The sequence below is a fragment of the Helicobacter winghamensis ATCC BAA-430 genome (genome assembly GCF_028751035.1).
Taxonomy (GTDB): domain Bacteria; phylum Campylobacterota; class Campylobacteria; order Campylobacterales; family Helicobacteraceae; genus Helicobacter_D; species Helicobacter_D winghamensis.
The window spans coordinates 519,482-534,486 of the sequence record NZ_CP063533.1 but is presented as its reverse complement, the minus strand read 5'-3'; the positions used below and the strand labels follow the sequence as shown (position 1 = coordinate 534,486).

General features: G+C 34.4%; 20 protein-coding genes. 17 read left to right on the top strand and 3 right to left on the bottom strand.

Going from position 1 to position 15,005, the window contains the following annotated elements; translation table 11 throughout:
- The first annotated feature begins 103 nt into the window (after nucleotides 1-103).
- The 11 genes from IP358_RS02825 to IP358_RS02775 all read left to right on the top strand — a co-directional run bounded on the left by IP358_RS02825 (nucleotide 104) and on the right by IP358_RS02775 (nucleotide 8,968).
- Nucleotides 104-1,342, top strand: a complete 1,239-nt coding sequence (locus IP358_RS02825) for a peptidoglycan DD-metalloendopeptidase family protein (protein WP_006801789.1) — start codon at nucleotides 104-106, stop codon at nucleotides 1,340-1,342.
- Nucleotides 1,342-1,941 (top strand): NUDIX hydrolase, encoded by a 600-nt coding sequence (locus IP358_RS02820; protein ID WP_006801790.1) that lies wholly within the window; start codon nucleotides 1,342-1,344, stop codon nucleotides 1,939-1,941. Before IP358_RS02825 ends, IP358_RS02820 begins: the two co-directional genes overlap by 1 nt.
- Nucleotides 1,941-2,651 (top strand): hypothetical protein, encoded by a 711-nt coding sequence (locus IP358_RS02815; protein WP_006801791.1) that lies wholly within the window; start codon nucleotides 1,941-1,943, stop codon nucleotides 2,649-2,651. Before IP358_RS02820 ends, IP358_RS02815 begins: the two co-directional genes overlap by 1 nt.
- A complete protein-coding gene (gene lpxB / locus IP358_RS02810; RefSeq protein WP_006801792.1) occupies nucleotides 2,648-3,826 on the top strand; it encodes a lipid-A-disaccharide synthase in 1,179 nt (392 codons plus the stop codon). The genes IP358_RS02815 and lpxB overlap by 4 nt, the downstream gene beginning before the upstream one ends.
- A gap of 70 nt (nucleotides 3,827-3,896) precedes the next feature.
- Nucleotides 3,897-4,367: a transcription elongation factor GreA gene (greA, locus tag IP358_RS02805; protein ID WP_040498352.1), complete on the top strand. Its 471-nt coding sequence runs from the start codon at nucleotides 3,897-3,899 to the stop codon at nucleotides 4,365-4,367.
- An 11-nt stretch (nucleotides 4,368-4,378) separates the two neighbouring features.
- Entirely contained in the window at nucleotides 4,379-4,810 is a 432-nt protein-coding gene (gene dut, locus IP358_RS02800; RefSeq protein WP_006801794.1) for a dUTP diphosphatase, read from the top strand.
- A 15-nt stretch (nucleotides 4,811-4,825) separates the two neighbouring features.
- Nucleotides 4,826-5,416: a tetratricopeptide repeat protein gene (locus tag IP358_RS02795; protein WP_006801795.1), complete on the top strand. Its 591-nt coding sequence runs from the start codon at nucleotides 4,826-4,828 to the stop codon at nucleotides 5,414-5,416.
- Nucleotides 5,406-6,428 carry a hypothetical protein gene (locus IP358_RS02790; RefSeq protein ID WP_006801796.1) on the top strand — a complete coding sequence of 341 codons (1,023 nt, stop codon included), beginning with the start codon at nucleotides 5,406-5,408 and terminating at the stop codon, nucleotides 6,426-6,428. The genes IP358_RS02795 and IP358_RS02790 overlap by 11 nt, the downstream gene beginning before the upstream one ends.
- A gap of 9 nt (nucleotides 6,429-6,437) precedes the next feature.
- Nucleotides 6,438-7,076, top strand: coding sequence for a type III pantothenate kinase (locus IP358_RS02785; RefSeq protein ID WP_006801797.1), 639 nt, complete (start codon nucleotides 6,438-6,440; stop codon nucleotides 7,074-7,076).
- The gene (hisG, locus tag IP358_RS02780) at nucleotides 7,073-7,687 is read left to right on the top strand and encodes an ATP phosphoribosyltransferase (protein WP_006801798.1); all 615 of its coding nucleotides are present in this window, start codon (nucleotides 7,073-7,075) and stop codon (nucleotides 7,685-7,687) included. Before IP358_RS02785 ends, hisG begins: the two co-directional genes overlap by 4 nt.
- A gap of 12 nt (nucleotides 7,688-7,699) precedes the next feature.
- The gene (locus IP358_RS02775; protein ID WP_006801799.1) at nucleotides 7,700-8,968 is read left to right on the top strand and encodes a 3-isopropylmalate dehydratase large subunit; all 1,269 of its coding nucleotides are present in this window, start codon (nucleotides 7,700-7,702) and stop codon (nucleotides 8,966-8,968) included.
- A gap of 4 nt (nucleotides 8,969-8,972) precedes the next feature.
- Here IP358_RS02775 and IP358_RS02770 read toward each other — a convergent pair whose 3' ends face one another.
- Nucleotides 8,973-9,311 (bottom strand): hypothetical protein, encoded by a 339-nt coding sequence (locus tag IP358_RS02770; protein WP_232086802.1) that lies wholly within the window; start codon nucleotides 9,309-9,311, stop codon nucleotides 8,973-8,975.
- 100 nt (nucleotides 9,312-9,411) lie between these two features.
- Between IP358_RS02770 and tatB the strand changes: the two genes are divergently transcribed.
- The 6 genes from tatB to IP358_RS02740 are packed head-to-tail and all read left to right on the top strand — an operon-like array spanning nucleotide 9,412 to nucleotide 12,843.
- Nucleotides 9,412-9,888 carry a Sec-independent protein translocase protein TatB gene (gene tatB, locus IP358_RS02765; protein ID WP_006801801.1) on the top strand — a complete coding sequence of 159 codons (477 nt, stop codon included), beginning with the start codon at nucleotides 9,412-9,414 and terminating at the stop codon, nucleotides 9,886-9,888.
- Nucleotides 9,888-10,619 (top strand): twin-arginine translocase subunit TatC, encoded by a 732-nt coding sequence (gene tatC, locus IP358_RS02760; protein WP_006801802.1) that lies wholly within the window; start codon nucleotides 9,888-9,890, stop codon nucleotides 10,617-10,619. Before tatB ends, tatC begins: the two co-directional genes overlap by 1 nt.
- On the top strand, nucleotides 10,619-11,704 hold the full coding sequence (gene queA, locus IP358_RS02755; protein WP_006801803.1) for a tRNA preQ1(34) S-adenosylmethionine ribosyltransferase-isomerase QueA: 1,086 nt from the start codon (nucleotides 10,619-10,621) through the stop codon (nucleotides 11,702-11,704). Before tatC ends, queA begins: the two co-directional genes overlap by 1 nt.
- Before the next feature lie 7 nt (nucleotides 11,705-11,711).
- The gene (gene rsmG, locus IP358_RS02750; protein WP_006801804.1) at nucleotides 11,712-12,275 is read left to right on the top strand and encodes a 16S rRNA (guanine(527)-N(7))-methyltransferase RsmG; all 564 of its coding nucleotides are present in this window, start codon (nucleotides 11,712-11,714) and stop codon (nucleotides 12,273-12,275) included.
- On the top strand, nucleotides 12,269-12,472 hold the full coding sequence (locus IP358_RS02745; protein WP_040498229.1) for a PP0621 family protein: 204 nt from the start codon (nucleotides 12,269-12,271) through the stop codon (nucleotides 12,470-12,472). The genes rsmG and IP358_RS02745 overlap by 7 nt, the downstream gene beginning before the upstream one ends.
- Nucleotides 12,466-12,843: a hypothetical protein gene (locus tag IP358_RS02740; RefSeq protein ID WP_040498230.1), complete on the top strand. Its 378-nt coding sequence runs from the start codon at nucleotides 12,466-12,468 to the stop codon at nucleotides 12,841-12,843. The genes IP358_RS02745 and IP358_RS02740 overlap by 7 nt, the downstream gene beginning before the upstream one ends.
- On the opposite strand, the gene IP358_RS02735 is transcribed toward IP358_RS02740, so the two are convergent.
- Together IP358_RS02735 and IP358_RS02730 are read right to left on the bottom strand one after the other, a co-directional pair.
- Nucleotides 12,832-13,689 carry a HemK/PrmC family methyltransferase gene (locus IP358_RS02735; protein WP_006801806.1) on the bottom strand — a complete coding sequence of 286 codons (858 nt, stop codon included), beginning with the start codon at nucleotides 13,687-13,689 and terminating at the stop codon, nucleotides 12,832-12,834. The two genes, IP358_RS02740 and IP358_RS02735, sit on opposite strands and share 12 nt — an antisense overlap.
- Nucleotides 13,676-14,890 (bottom strand): M48 family metallopeptidase, encoded by a 1,215-nt coding sequence (locus tag IP358_RS02730; protein ID WP_040498231.1) that lies wholly within the window; start codon nucleotides 14,888-14,890, stop codon nucleotides 13,676-13,678. The genes IP358_RS02735 and IP358_RS02730 overlap by 14 nt, the downstream gene beginning before the upstream one ends.
- Between the last annotated feature and the right edge of the window lie 115 nt (nucleotides 14,891-15,005).

Here is a 15,005-nt window from a genome sequence, read left to right as displayed (position 1 = left end):
ATATTTTAAAAGATTTTTTAGAATTTATCTCCCTAAATTGCGGATTTTGTGCTATAATCTTTGGCTACATTAAATCAAAAACTTATCTTTATAAGGGCTTAGAATGCACATTATCAAACAGCTAAAAACTTCAAAATTCTTTAAAAATACACTTAAATTTTGCTTTACTTTTACAACATTTGGGGCATTTTCGCACGCTGCGACAATCCAAGAATCCAAATGGGAACAAGGACAAACACTTCTTACTTTCTTTGAAAAAAATGCGATTCCTTTAAAGACTTATTATGATCTTGCTCCAGAAGATAAAGAACTTGCTGATGAAATTATTGGTGGAAGCACTTATTACGCGCTTTATGATGATTCCGTGCTTTTACAGGCATTAATTCCTATTAATGAAAATTCTCAACTTCATATTTTTAAACAAGGTGATAAATACGGAATGCGTGCGATTCCTATTGTGTATTTCTCAAAAGAACATACCATTTCACTTTCTGTAGATAATTCCCTTTATAATGATATTATTCATCTAACTGGAGATAGCTTTTTAGCAAGTGATTTTATCCAAGCCTACAAAGGAAGTGTAGATTTTCGCCGTGAAGTGCGCAAGGGCGATCAGTTAGCAATCATTTATGAACGCAAATATCGCTTAGGCAAGAACTTTGGCGCACCAAATATTAAGGCTTCCACACTCAAAGTTAGCAACAATAATCAATATGTAATCCGCCACGAAGATGGACATTTTTATGATTTAAAAGGGAATAATTTAAGCAAATATCTTTTAACGATTCCTTTGCAATACAAAAGAATATCCTCACATTTTTCAATGGGGAGAAAACACCCTATTTTAGGATATAAACGACCGCATTTAGGCACAGATTATGCTGCACCTAGGCATACACCAATCCGTGCTTCTGGCAATGGCAAAGTTATATTTGCTGGAACAAAAGGTGGTTATGGTAGAACCGTGATTATTCAACACGACAATGGATACAGAACGCTTTATGCGCATATGCACAAAATTGAACGCGGAATCCGTGCTGGCTCACAAGTCAAACAAGGGAGAAAAATCGGCACAGTTGGTAGCACAGGACTTAGCACAGGACCACATTTACACTTTGGCTTATACAAAAATGGAAATGCTGTTAATCCTATCAAGCATTTAAGGGTTACACAATCCAAACTTCAAGGCAAGGAAAAAGAAAGCTTCTTAGCCACAGCAAAAACCTATGAAAAAGCACTTCAAGCAGCCCTAGAAGAAGATAAACTGCAAAATACGCCTTTTAAGCGTGCAAAAAATGGCTATATCGTATATCTTAATCAAAACAATGAGAATCTTAACTAATGCAACCAAAAAATATTTCAAATATCCGCTTTTGTGCGTGTGAAGATTCCAAATACATTAAACCAAAAAGAATGCAATTTACAGAAAATGGCAAAGAACGCAGTTGGGATATTATTGAAGCGCACGATAGCGTTGCTGCGCTGCTCTATCACACACAAAAAGAAGCCTTTGTTATTGTTAAGCAATTTCGTCCTGCCGTCTTTTTAAAAGAAAGTAATCGTAGCACAAAACATTTAAAAAGCGAGATAGGCTACACCTTTGAACTCTGTGCTGGAATCACTGATAAAGACAAACCACTAAATGTAATTATGCAAGAAGAGATTTTAGAAGAATGCGGATACAATATTCCTTTAGAAAATATTACACAAATTACAGAATTTTACAGCTCTGTGGGCTTTGCTGGAAGCAAGCAAACGCTGTTTTTTGCAACATTAGATGAGAGTTATCGCCAAAATTTAGGTGGCGGGGTTGATGATGAAAATATAGAAGTTATCTTTATACCTAAAAAGGAAGCTTATGACTTTATTTTAGATTCTGGATTCCCCAAGACTTCCGGGATAATGTTTGCCTTTCTTTGGTATTTTAGGAATCACGCATAATGCAAAATCTCTCCGCTTTAAAGGAATTAACACAAAAACTTGATGAAATCAAAGAGGCGTGGCAGATTTATACAATCTTTGAAGAAGCAAGAAAAAAATTTAATGAAGAATTTGATGCTTTAAAAAAAGATAAAGAAGCCTTGATAGAATCCTACAATACAATCTCGGCAAAAAATGCGCTTTTACTTGCTCAAAATAAAGAGTTAGAAGCAAAAAACAAAGTTTTAAAAGAAAACAATATGGCTTTAGAAAAATCTGATTCTAATTTCAAGAATAATTTGCAAAATAATTTAGAAAATTTAGAATCTGATGTTGTGGAATCCAAAGATTTTTCAAGCCTTTTTGAACAATACGAGAGCTTGCAAGAGATTTTAAAAACAATACAAGAAATTTTTACTAAACTCCCAACCGCACTAGAACCTGTGGCAAAACTAGAAGTTTCTTACCAAAAACACCAACGATTACTTGCAAATCCTGCAAAAGATTATGTGCCATTAGAAAATGCAAAAGAGTTATTGAATGCACTTATTAATGTAGAATCCAAACTCAAAACTCTTGATTTAGAGCTTTCTAAACTACACATTGAAATGCGTGATTTGCTACAAACTCCACAAGGGCTAGAAAAGCAAGAATCCTTGCAAGAGACTTCAAAAGAAGCTTTAGAAATGGATTCCATAATTTTAGATTCCACAAATAATGATAAGACTTGAAGCCTGTTAAAATCTTTATCTCTGCATTAGAATATTCCGCAAATTTACACCTTTTAAAACTCTTAGATGTATTTAGCAAAAAAGAGATTCCATTTATTCTTTATGGAATCTTTGATACAGAAGTGCTTAAAAGTTATAAAAGCAACTTTAAAAGTAATTTACACAACAATTCACAAAATATTTTAAACCCCTCTAGCTTTCGCGTAATGGGCTTTAGCGGAATCTTAAAACTAATTCCAAAGTTTTTCTCTATCAAAAAAGAGCTTGCAAAGCTTGCTAGCACAAGCGATATTGCGCTTTTTATGGATTCATCATCTTTTAATATTCCACTTATTCGCTCCATTAAAAAACACTCCAACAATACTAACCATTCTCCACACATCGTGTATTATATCCTGCCGCAAGTTTGGGCGTGGAAAGCCTATCGTGCAAAAATCTTAAGTGAAATATGCGATTCTCTTTGGGGGATTTTGCCTTTTGAGTGTGATTTTTATCCTAGTAACGCGAACTTACATTATGTGGGACACCCTTTGCTTGATAGTATTCCCTTCTCTTTTAAAGCGCGCCAAAATTCTCTAAAAATCGCCTTTATGCCCGGTTCAAGAAAAGCCGAAATTCACACACTTTTTCCTATTTTTAAAACTTTAGCAAAAATCCTTAAAAATCAAGGAAAGATTCCGCTACTTATCATTCCACAGACTTTTAAAGACAAGGATTTAAGCGTAATTTATGGTGATTTTAGCGATTTTGAAGTTGTTTTTGATACTTATGCAGGACTAAAACAATGCGCCTTTGCCTTTGTGTGTAGCGGAACGGCAACTTTGGAATCCACACTTTTAGGGATTCCAACAATTTTAGCTTACAAAACACGCACATTAGATTACTACATTGCTAAAGCACTTGTGAAGCTAAATTTTATAGGGCTAGCTAATATTTTCTTAGAATTTTATGCCTATAAAACGCCAAAAAACAATCCAAACCCTAAAATTCCACCCATTCACCCGGAGTTTTTGCAGCATTGTGTTACACCACAAAATTTGCTAAATGCGTATGAAACCTTTGATTACACGCATTTCTTTACTCAAAAAGCAAAGCTTATAGAATACTTAAAACACGGAAGTGCGCAAACTTGTGCAATAAATTTAGAAAATTTAATAAAAAATTTACAAAAATAAAGGGCTTTTTAACTCTCTTTTCTTTACTATTATAAATTATTTTATTTTTTAAGGAATCTTTGTGGAGCCTATGACAGAATATGGCTATAATAAGCTAATTACTGAACTTAAGAATCTAAAAGAAGTGGAACGCCCAAATAATATTATTGAAATTGATACCGCTAGAGAACACGGCGATTTAAAGGAAAATGCAGAATACCACGCCGCAAGAGAACGCCAACTTTTTTTAGACGCGCGCATTAATGAGCTAACACAACTTGTTGCAGAAGCGCGTGTGATTGACCCAGCAACGCTCCCACACGATAAAGTTAGTTTTGGTTCAACAATCACACTAGAAGATTTAGATACAGAAGAGAATTACACATACACCATTGTTGGCGCAACTGAGAGCAATCCAGAAAAAGGCTTAATCTCTTATCACTCTCCCCTTGCTAAACAACTCTTGGGCAAGATTGTAGGCGATGAAGTGGCGGTTACCTTGCCTAAAGGGCGCGTGGATTATGAGATTTTAGAAATCACTTATAAACCAATTGTATTTTAAGGATTTAAGCAATGGCTGTGCTAAAAATCAAACTTTTAAGTCCAAATGCAACGCTTCCACAATACCAAACAAGCGGTGCTTCTGGCTTTGATTTGTGTGCTAGTGAAAACACTATTATAAGAAGTAAAGAATTCGCGCTTGTGCCAACAGGTCTTAGCTTTAGTTTTAATGAAAAATATGAAATTCAAATCCGTCCTAGAAGTGGTTTAGCTCTAAAATATGGAATCTCTGTTTTAAATACACCCGGGACAATTGATTCAGATTATCGCGGTGAAATTAAAGTGCTTTTAATCAATCATAGCAAAGAAGACTTTAAGGTTAATATTGGTGATAGAATCGCACAAGCTGTGCTTTGCCCTATTGAAAAGGCAGAAATTGAAGTTGTGAAAGTTTTAGAAAACACAGAGCGTGGAATAGGTGGTTTTGGAAGCACCGGAAAATAGATAAAAGGAGAAAGCTTGAGTTTAAAGCAAAATGTGGAATACATTAAAGAAGAAATGACTAATGATGAAAAAATGTTAGAAGGGCTTTTGCGCCTTGAAAGCTGGTTTAGGCGTTATAAACTTGCACTTTTTACATTGCTTGGAATCCTTATTGTAGCCATTATTGGTTATATTGGTAATAACTACTATCAACACAACAAGCAACAAAATCTAGCAAACGCTTATGAAGAGGCATTAAAAGGTGATGAAGTTGCACTTAAAATCTTAAAAGATTCCAAGAGTAGATTGTATGATTTATATCTTTTTCAAAACGCATTAAAATCCAATGATACCGCTATGCTTAAGACTTTAGAATCCTCTAGAGATCCTATTATTGCGCAATTTGCAACAGCACAAACTGCTTCACTCAATAAAGATATAAATTTGCTAAACTCCCAAAATGCTGGAGATTTTGGCTATTTACAAGCGGCACTTTTAGAAATAAAAGCAGGAAATCTACAAAAAGCTAGAGAGATTTTAGCAAAAATCAAAAATGATTCCCCAATTCGCGATCTTGCAAATTCTCTTACGCATCTTAGTATCAAAGGAACAGAAAATGCAAAATAATCTTTCAAAGCATATTTTTAAACTTTTATTTTTCAGTGTTATTGGTATTTTAATACTAAGTGGTTGTGGCTCTAAATATTATTTTGAACCTAAAGAAGATACCATAAAAGGAAAAGTTTCTTATGCTGGTGGAATCCCTGCTGATATTAAGTCCATAGTGCGCAATGGAGCCACATTAAGGAATGGGCAATTTATCACAAAAAATGGTGAAATTCCAAATATCCACTTAAAAAAAGATGCACAATATTTAAATGAGAATGAAGAATACTACATTGCACAACTTGGAAAATCCCTTATTTTAATCAATAAAGCCAATAAACAAGAAACTCCAATTGCACTTGAAAGCATTCCAATAAGCGCCACTATAAACAATAATTTAATTGCAATTATTTTTGATACAAACACAATTGCAATTTATGATTTAGAACAAATGAAAATTGTCTATCATCAAGAAAATACCCCTGCTCCAGCAAATAATACCTTGATTGCTTCTCCTTATTTTTTAACAGATATTGTTGTTATACCAACACTAGATGGAAAACTCATTATTGTAGATAAGACAAGTATGCGCCTTGTTAGAAATATCGTGGTAAATGGAGATAATTTTTTCAACAATGTTATTTTCTTAGAGGCTATTGGAAATCGTATGGTTGCAGCAACTCCAAAGCGTATTATTTCTGTTAGCCCAAATGTTATTAATACTTTTGATGCTAATGTTAAAGATATTTTATTCTTTGAAGATAGAATTTTTATTTTTTCTAATGAGGGTGAAATTATCTTAACAGATAAAGATTTAAATGAAACACTCCGTCAAAAATTCCCTTTTGCGCACTTCTCTGCTGCCAATCACGGAAGAGATATTGTTGTGCTTGAAACACAAGGTTATATGATCTTAGTTGATGATGATTTGCAAACAAGCACTATTAAGAAACTACCTGATGAGATTTCCACTCCCACTTTTTCCGCTTCGGATAAAATTTTCATCAAGAATAAATTTCTCAACATTCAATAAGGGCATTTAATGATTCTTTGCGATATTGGCAATAGTTTTTTGCATTTTTACTATCGCGGAAGAATCTGGAAAGAAGATAAACACGCACTTACTCCAAAAGATCCTAAAGAAACAATCATATTCATTAGTGTCAATAAAGATTCTACAAATGCACTCTTGCGTTCGCACAATCGTTGTTTTGACTTATGTGATTACTTAAGTCTTGATACTACTTACAAAGGTTTAGGAGTAGATAGAGTTGCCGCTTGTATGGCTATTAATGATGGAGTGATTGTAGATGCTGGAAGCGCTATAACAATCGATGTAATGCACCAAGGAATTCATCTAGGCGGTTTTATAATGCCCGGAATCTCACAATATCGCAAAATGTTTGAAAATATTGCAGTTTTAGATCAAGATATGAACTTTGCCGTAGATTTATATGCTTTTCCACAAAACACAAAAGACGCCATTAGCTATGGAATGCTAAAATCTATTGTTTTAATGCTGCAAACCACCTCCAAAAATAAAAGAATCCATTTCACAGGTGGTGATGGAAAGTTTCTTTCACATTTTTTTAAAAATTGTTTTTATGATGATTTGCTAGTTTTTAAAGGAATGCAAAAAGCAATTGAAATTAATTTCACAGCAAAAGGGATTTACTTATGATTAGAGTTGCACTGCCAAAAGGGCGCAATGCAGACAAAACACTAGAAATTTTTGAACACTTTTTAAAAACTCCATTGCACTTTGAAGATCGTAAGCTTATTTTACAGAAAGATAATTTTAGTTTTATGTTAGTAAGAAATCAAGATGTCCCAGCCTATGTAGAACGCGGAGTGGCAGATATCGGAGTGGTTGGACTTGATGTTTTAGAGGAACAAAAAAGCCCACTTGTGCGCTTGCTTGATTTAGGCTTTGGAAAATGTCGTGTGTGTATTGGCTCTCCAAACTCTTACGCCTTTAGCTTTGCAAATCCAAATTTAAGAATCGCTACAAAAATGACAAATATCGCAAAAGCATTTTTTGCCAAAAAGGCAATGAGTGTAGAGATTATCAAGCTTTATGGCTCTATTGAGTTAGCCCCCCTTGTAGGAATGGCTGATGTGATTGTAGATTTAGTAGAAACAGGTGATACAATGCGCCAAAATAATTTAAAGATTGACTACACAATTATGGATATTAGCGCGTATTTAGTAGCAAATCCTAATAGCTTTTATCGCCAAAAACAAAGGATTTTAGAAATCCAAAACTATTTTAAAAATGCGTTAAATCTCTAAAAAGGAATGCAAATGGGACAGACAATTACAGAAAAGATTTTTTCAGAACACGCCAAGAGAAAAGTATATGCCGGGGATATTGTAGATTCCCCCATTGATATGGTTATTGGCAATGATATTACTACTCCACTTTCTATTAAAGCCTTTAATGAAAGTGGTGCAACAGAACTTGCAAATCCCGATGGATTTTGCATTGTAATGGATCATTTTATTCCAGCAAAAGATATTGCAAGCGCAAATCAAGCAAGAATTAGCCGTGATTTTGCCAAACAGCACAATCTTAAATATTTCTTTGATGAAAAGGATATGGGGATTGAACACGCTCTTTTACCAGAAAAAGGCTTAGTTGTTAGTGGTGATGTGATTATAGGTGCAGATTCTCACACCTGCACGCACGGCGCATTAGGGGCTTTTAGCACAGGAATGGGAAGCACAGATTTAGCCTATGCAATGATTACAGGAAGAAATTGGTTTAAAGTGCCAAGCTCCATTAAAGTGGAGTTTATAGGAAAGCCAGCAAAACACATTTATGGCAAGGATTTAATTTTAGAGATTATCCGCCAAATTGGCGTTGATGGCGCACTTTATCAAGCCTTAGAATTTTGCGGTGAGGGGATTTCTTATTTAAGTATGGACGATAGATTTTCTCTTTGTAATATGGCAATAGAAGCAGGGGCAAAAAATGGAATCATAGCTCCAGATTCCATTACCCGAGAGTTTCTAGCAAGTCGCTCAAATTTACGCGCAAAACCTAAAGAGTTTTTTTCAGACATCGATGCAAACTACACACGCACCCTAACTATTGATATTAGCAAGCTTGAACCAGTGGTTGCCTATCCCTTTTTACCAAGCAATGGAAAAAATATCTCACAGGCTGTCAAAGATAATTTAAAAATTGACCAAGCATTCATAGGAAGTTGCACAAATGGGCGGTTAAGTGATTTAAAAATCGCAAGTGAGATTTTAAAGGGCAAGAAAGTGCATAAAGATGTGCGTTTAATCATTACTCCGGGCACACAACAAATCTATAAAGATGCTCACAAACTAGGCTATATTGATATTTTACTTGATGCTGGTGCGCTTATTTCAAATCCAACTTGTGGCGCTTGCCTTGGCGGATATATGGGGATTTTAGGGGATAATGAACGCTGTGTTTCTACCACAAATCGTAATTTTATTGGTAGAATGGGCGCTAGAAACTCTGAAGTATATCTTGCAAACTCCGCTGTTGTCGCAATTAGTGCGATTAAAGGTAAGATTGCAGATCCACGCCTCTTATAAGAAATTAATAAAATTTTCCTTGCGCTTGTGCTTGTTGAAGTTGCTCTTCTGAAAAAATTTCTTCCCCCATATACTGCCACTCTAGCTCACTAGGGATTGAAAAATCCCTGTATTGCTGCGCCGTAGGATTCCTATCTCTATTTTGAAAAGAACGCAAACTATATCCTGCTATACTTCCGCCATTTAAAAAATACGCTGTTGTTCCAGCGCCAATTCCTGCTCCTAATAAAAATGCATCTGTCTTAGGAGAGATACACCCACTAAAACCCACTAAAGCCCAAACCAAAAAACTAATAAAAAAAACTTTCCTAAACACTTCTATACCCAAAAATCTCTTTGCCATTTTTGCACCTTCTTATGAAAATTCTAAACTTTTCTAAGCACACTTTATTCCAAAATTAGATAAAATCCCGAGTTTAGCTAACAAAAAAGGCAATTTAGCAATGTTTGGAATGGGATTTTTTGAAATTTTAATGGTTGCAGTTGTGGCAATCATCTTTTTAGGACCAGAGAAACTACCAAAAGCACTTGTAGATATGGCAAAATTTTTTCGCGCCGTCAAAAAAACAATGGAAGATGCCAAAGAAAGTCTAGATAAAGAGATTAATCTTAATAAAATCAAAGAAGAAGCTCTCGCTTATAAAAATAGCATTACACAAGGCGCACAAAACCTAACAAAAGAGCTTGACTTAAAAACCCTTGAATTAAATGAAAATCTTTTAGAAGATTCCAATTCCAAACATACTCCGCAACAAACATTACAACAAATGCCACAAAACAAAAAAAATATCCAAACCTCAAAACAAGATTCCATAGAACAAAAGTTGGAATCCAAACCACAAAACACAAAAGAAGTTAAGCTAAATACTAGCAACAAAACTTCGCTAAGTTTTGGCGAAAATCTTAAAAAGGAATCTTAATGCTTGAAGATTTAAAACCCCATATCCAAGACTTACGCCGTTGCTTAATCCGTATTACAATCGCGCTTTTTATTACTTTTGCGGTGTCTTTTTATTTTTGGGAGATTATTTTAGATTGGATGGTAGCACCTTTAAGCACTGCTTTGCCAAAAGGGCGTGAGAGTGTAATTTTCACACAAGTTGGTGAAGCATTTTTTACAGCAATTAAAGTTGCATTTTTTAGCGGATTTATTTTCACACTTCCTGTGATTTTTTGGCAAATTTGGGCGTTTGTCGCTCCCGGTCTTTATGAGAACGAAAAAAAACTCGTTGTTCCTTTTGTGATTTTTGGAACTTTTTTCTTTTTATGTGGCTGTGCATTTGCTTATTATGTAGCATTTCCTATTGGCTTTGGATATCTTATTAATTTTGGTAGCCAACTCTTTACCGCGCTCCCCAGTATTGGAGACTATGTTGGATTTTTTGCAAAATTAATGGTAGGCTTTGGTGTGTCCTTTGAACTTCCTGTTATTACATTTTTCTTAGCAAAAATTGGGCTTGTTACAGATAAAACGCTTAAAGATTATTTCAAATTTGCCATTGTCTTTATTTTTATCCTAGCGGCAATACTTACTCCCCCTGATGTGCTTTCGCAATTTTTAATGGCAATTCCACTAACTCTGCTCTATGGGCTTTCTATTATGATTGCAAAAATAGTAAATCCTTATCAAGAAGAACCACAAGAAGACTAATGAATATTCTATCTCTTTCAAGTTACAACTACACACTTCCAAAAGAGTGCATTGCGACAGAACCTATAACACCAAAAGAAGCAGCAAAGCTCCTTGTATTTAACCGCAAGGATTGCATCATTACACATAGCACTTTTAGGAATTTTGCAAATTTTTTACCAAAAGATACCTTACTTGTGTTTAATAATACTAAAGTTTTACCAGCAAGAATTTATGGTAAAAAAATCTTACAAAATTTAAAAAATGATTCTAACTTATGTGGTGCAAAAATTGAAGCATTATTCCACAAAGAGATTTCAGAAAATCGCTATTTAATGCAATTTAAAGGACGCTTAAAAGCAGGTAGTATAATTTCCTTTGGTAGCGTGTATGCTAGAATTTTAGGAAACTTAGCAAATATTGGAATCGGATTTAAAGAAGCGGAATTTTTTATTTTAAAAGAAAACAAAGAAATTCCACTAAGTCGTGATGCTTTCTTTGCCTTTTTAGAACATAGCGGGCATATCCCTCTACCCCCCTACATTAAACGCGATGATACTCAAGCAGACAAACAAGATTATCAAAGTGTTTTTGCAAAACACTTAGGAGCAATCGCTGCCCCTACTGCTTCACTGCATTTTAGCAAGGAAGCCTACAAATATTTAAAAGAGCATTTTAGCACCACAGAAATCACCTTGCACACTGGAGCTGGAACCTTTCTTGGAGTAAATACGGAAAATATTTTAGAACACAAAATGCACACAGAGTCTTTTTTTATTCCACAAGATTCTGCAAAAAAAATGAAAGTTGCAAGCCATATCACCGCCATTGGAACAACCGCAGCACGCACTATTGAAACCTATGCAAGAAGTGAAGCCTTTAAAGAAGGCAAGGCTTTAAGCGGAGAATGTGATTTATTTTTACATCCACAAAATCCACCAAAAGCTACAAGTGCGCTTTTAACTAACTTTCATCTACCAAAAACCACGCTTTTAATGCTAGTTGCATCTTTTATAGGGCTAGAGCAAACTTTAAAACTTTATCAAGAAGCTATTGCAAAAAATTATCGCTTTTATTCCTATGGAGATGGAATGCTAATTTTATAGGATTAAAATGTTTTTAAGCACGGCACAACAAGAACTTTTGGAAAACTACACGCAAATGTTACTTTCTTGGAATGCAATCCACAGCCTAAGCGGGGCAAAAGATACTAAAGATATTCAAAAAAATATTGAAAACTCCCTGTATCCCTTAAGCAAAATTGATCTAGGCCACAAACACTTATTACTTGATATTGGTAGTGGCAATGGCTTCCCAGCAATCCCTTTACACATTGCTCTTAGGATTCCAACAATTCTTTGTGAGCCAAACGCCAAAAAAGCGGCTTTTTTGCAAAATATTAAAGCAACTCTTAAACTTCAAAACTTAAGTATTCAGCGCAAAAAAATAGAATCCTTAGAACTTAAAAATCTACCCGATTTAATCACTTCAAGGGCAACTTTTGCAACTAAAGTCTTATTAGAAAAATGCAAACATTGTATAAAAGATAACACTACACTTCTACTCTATAAAGGCTCAAATGTGAAAAATGAAATTCCAGATAATCTCAAATATACACATTTTACACACACCTTATCGCAATATCTTATAATAAACGGAAAGGATATTTTATGCTAAAGTGGATTATTTTCATACTTTGTATTATTGGAATCTATTTTTTCTTTTTTAGAAAGCCCACACAAAAAAGAAATAAACAAAACAAGCAAGATTCCATAATGCTAGAATGCACTAAATGCGGAACTTATGTATCAACTGATGAAGCCATTATCCAAGATGGCAAATACTTCTGTTCTAAGGAATGCGCACAATGCTAATCTTAAATCATCCATTAATTACACCTTTAAATGTGGTTTTTATTAAGAAAAAAGATAAAATCCAAAACACACTTCCTAATGATTTTTTGATTTTAGAAAATTGTGATTCTATCTTGCATTTGGCAAAATATTGCCAAGAGAATCACTTAAGTTTTGGCGCAATCGTAACAAGCATAACAGAAGCCTTGCTTCTAGTCAATCTTAACACGCGCTACTTACTCACCAAAGATTTAAAACTTGCCAACGCATTACAAAAACTTGCAGAAACCTATCTCTTTGATGCTAAGATTCTATGGTGCATCACACAAGAATCAGATATTGAAATTGCCGCAAAAGATGGAATTGATGGCGTTATTTTGTTAAAAATGTAGAATAAATCCACGATCTAGCCCTGCTAAATCTTTATAAAACTCCACGCTTTTATGGGGAGTGTTTTTCAAATGCGCCTTAACACTCTCTTTTTGATCATAGCCCATCTCACAAAGCAAATAAGGAATCTTAAATTTTTGTGCCAAATCAATAATATTTAATAGCATTTCATCACCCCTAACACCACCAAAAAGAGCTTTTTGCGGCTCATAGGATAGAGATTTTGGAAGCATTTCACCTTCTTTAATATAAGGTGGATTTGAAACCAAAATATCAAAATTAATTCCAAGTTTTACATTAAAATCCAAATATGCACTTAAATGCAAACTTAGATTTTTTACCTTAAATTTTTCCCTATTCACACACGCGTTAAACAAGGCTTCTGGGGAAATATCACTTGCGTGAAAACTTAAATTAGAATCACTTTTCAAACCTTTACTTAAGTATGCCAATAAAACACTAATTGCCCCACTTCCCACGCCTATTTCTGCAATATTTTTACAATCTTTGCTCACAATTAATTCTAATGTTTTTTCTAATAAAATCTCTGTTTCAGGGCGTGGAATCAACGCACCATAAGAAACATACAACTCTTCTCCATAAAAACTTACTTTCTCTATTAAATACTCTATAGGTTCGTAATTTACGCGGCGTTTAAGTAATCTTAAATAGGATTCTACAAAAAAAGATTCCACATTTTGATGAAACCTTGCGTGCAACTCCACTCTTTGAAGTCCCAAAACAAAACCTAGCAAAATCTCCGCTTCTAATCTTGGTCGCTCTATCCTACTCTCTTGTAAAACCTCAACCCCAAAACAAAGCAAATCTTTAATACTATGCGATTCCATTTTTTCCTAAACGCTCACAACCTAAAGCAATAAGTCTTGCCATTAAAGGTGGATGACTATAATAAAAGCGCATATACAAAGGATGTGCAAGCGGAAAAGAATTATTCTCCTTAACAAGCACAATAAGTGCGTTTGCTAGAGCTTCATTACTTGTTAAACTCGCACCAAACTTATCAGCATTAAATTCATTTTGACAACTTAAAAAATTCACCACAAGCATAAAATAAAACCCAAAAGGCGCACTTAAAATTAACAAAAATACAAGACTTGCTTGTGGACTTGATTCTAAATTCACACTTGCAAACAATGCTTCAGGCATATTTGCCACAAAAAACATAAGTGTGGCAAAAAACATAAGAATTAACGCTATCATCTTATAAATATCATTATGCTTAAAATGTCCCAATTCGTGTCCCAACACTGCCAAGAGCGATTCGCTCGAAATCTTATCTAAAAGTGTATCAAACAAAATCACTCTTTTTGCCCTTCCAAGCCCTGCAAAATAAGCATTTAACCGCCCATCTCTTTTAGAAGCATCCATCACAAACACACCCTCACTCTTAAACCCAACGCGCACAAGTAGCGCATTGATTGCTTCTTTCAACTCCATATTTTCTAAGGGTGAAAACTTATTAAACAAAGGCGCAATTATTGTAGGATAAAGCACATTTAAGCTAATAATCAACACAGCTCCCAATACAAAGGCGTAAATCTCCCAATTTGCCACAGACAAAATAATCCAACTAAACGCAAAAATTAAGATTCCACCAAAGATTAGAAGCAAGCTAAAAGACTTTAAAGTATCCATTATAAAAAGTTTCACTCCCCCTCTAGCAAAGCCAAATTCCCTATCAATAACTAGCGTTTGATATGCACCTAAAGGCAGTGCAACTAAAAATTGCGCTACCAAAAAACATAACACAAACACCACAGATTCCACCAAAGGTGAAAAATTTAGCGCATTTTCTAACGCTCTAAACCCATACAAAAGCCAAAATCCGACAAATGCCAAATCCAAAAGTGTGTTTAGCACACTGATTTTTTCTCTTAAAATCGCATAGCGTGCGGCTTGCAAAAACTTCTCTTGCTCTAAAATATAAGGCTCTTTTTTAGCCTCTTTGCTTAAAAATCCTAGTTGCAATACAGATAATACAAGCTTTGGAAGGCTTAAAAGTAGCATATAACACAAAAAAATAAACATTAAAATCCTTAAAAAATCCTGCAAAATTAACTCTTAAAACTTTGTTGCATTATAACAAAAGCGCGTAAAATTTGCTATTTATAATGTATAATTTGCTAAAAATTTTAAATGAGAT

Bases quoted from the DNA above. Each gene is read 5' to 3' on its own strand.
- IP358_RS02825 (WP_006801789.1), top strand. From the start codon at position 104: ATGCACATTATCAAACAGCTAAAAACTTCAAAATTCTTTAAAAATACA.
- IP358_RS02820 (WP_006801790.1), top strand. From the start codon at position 1,342: ATGCAACCAAAAAATATTTCAAATATCCGCTTTTGTGCGTGTGAAGAT.
- IP358_RS02815 (WP_006801791.1), top strand. From the start codon at position 1,941: ATGCAAAATCTCTCCGCTTTAAAGGAATTAACACAAAAACTTGATGAA.
- greA (WP_040498352.1), top strand. From the start codon at position 3,897: ATGACAGAATATGGCTATAATAAGCTAATTACTGAACTTAAGAATCTA.
- dut (WP_006801794.1), top strand. From the start codon at position 4,379: ATGGCTGTGCTAAAAATCAAACTTTTAAGTCCAAATGCAACGCTTCCA.
- IP358_RS02790 (WP_006801796.1), top strand. From the start codon at position 5,406: ATGCAAAATAATCTTTCAAAGCATATTTTTAAACTTTTATTTTTCAGT.
- IP358_RS02785 (WP_006801797.1), top strand. From the start codon at position 6,438: ATGATTCTTTGCGATATTGGCAATAGTTTTTTGCATTTTTACTATCGC.
- hisG (WP_006801798.1), top strand. From the start codon at position 7,073: ATGATTAGAGTTGCACTGCCAAAAGGGCGCAATGCAGACAAAACACTA.
- IP358_RS02775 (WP_006801799.1), top strand. From the start codon at position 7,700: ATGGGACAGACAATTACAGAAAAGATTTTTTCAGAACACGCCAAGAGA.
- IP358_RS02770 (WP_232086802.1), bottom strand. From the start codon at position 9,311: ATGGCAAAGAGATTTTTGGGTATAGAAGTGTTTAGGAAAGTTTTTTTT.
- tatB (WP_006801801.1), top strand. From the start codon at position 9,412: ATGTTTGGAATGGGATTTTTTGAAATTTTAATGGTTGCAGTTGTGGCA.
- tatC (WP_006801802.1), top strand. From the start codon at position 9,888: ATGCTTGAAGATTTAAAACCCCATATCCAAGACTTACGCCGTTGCTTA.
- queA (WP_006801803.1), top strand. From the start codon at position 10,619: ATGAATATTCTATCTCTTTCAAGTTACAACTACACACTTCCAAAAGAG.
- rsmG (WP_006801804.1), top strand. From the start codon at position 11,712: ATGTTTTTAAGCACGGCACAACAAGAACTTTTGGAAAACTACACGCAA.
- IP358_RS02745 (WP_040498229.1), top strand. From the start codon at position 12,269: ATGCTAAAGTGGATTATTTTCATACTTTGTATTATTGGAATCTATTTT.
- IP358_RS02740 (WP_040498230.1), top strand. From the start codon at position 12,466: ATGCTAATCTTAAATCATCCATTAATTACACCTTTAAATGTGGTTTTT.
- IP358_RS02735 (WP_006801806.1), bottom strand. From the start codon at position 13,689: ATGGAATCGCATAGTATTAAAGATTTGCTTTGTTTTGGGGTTGAGGTT.
- IP358_RS02730 (WP_040498231.1), bottom strand. From the start codon at position 14,890: ATGTTTATTTTTTTGTGTTATATGCTACTTTTAAGCCTTCCAAAGCTT.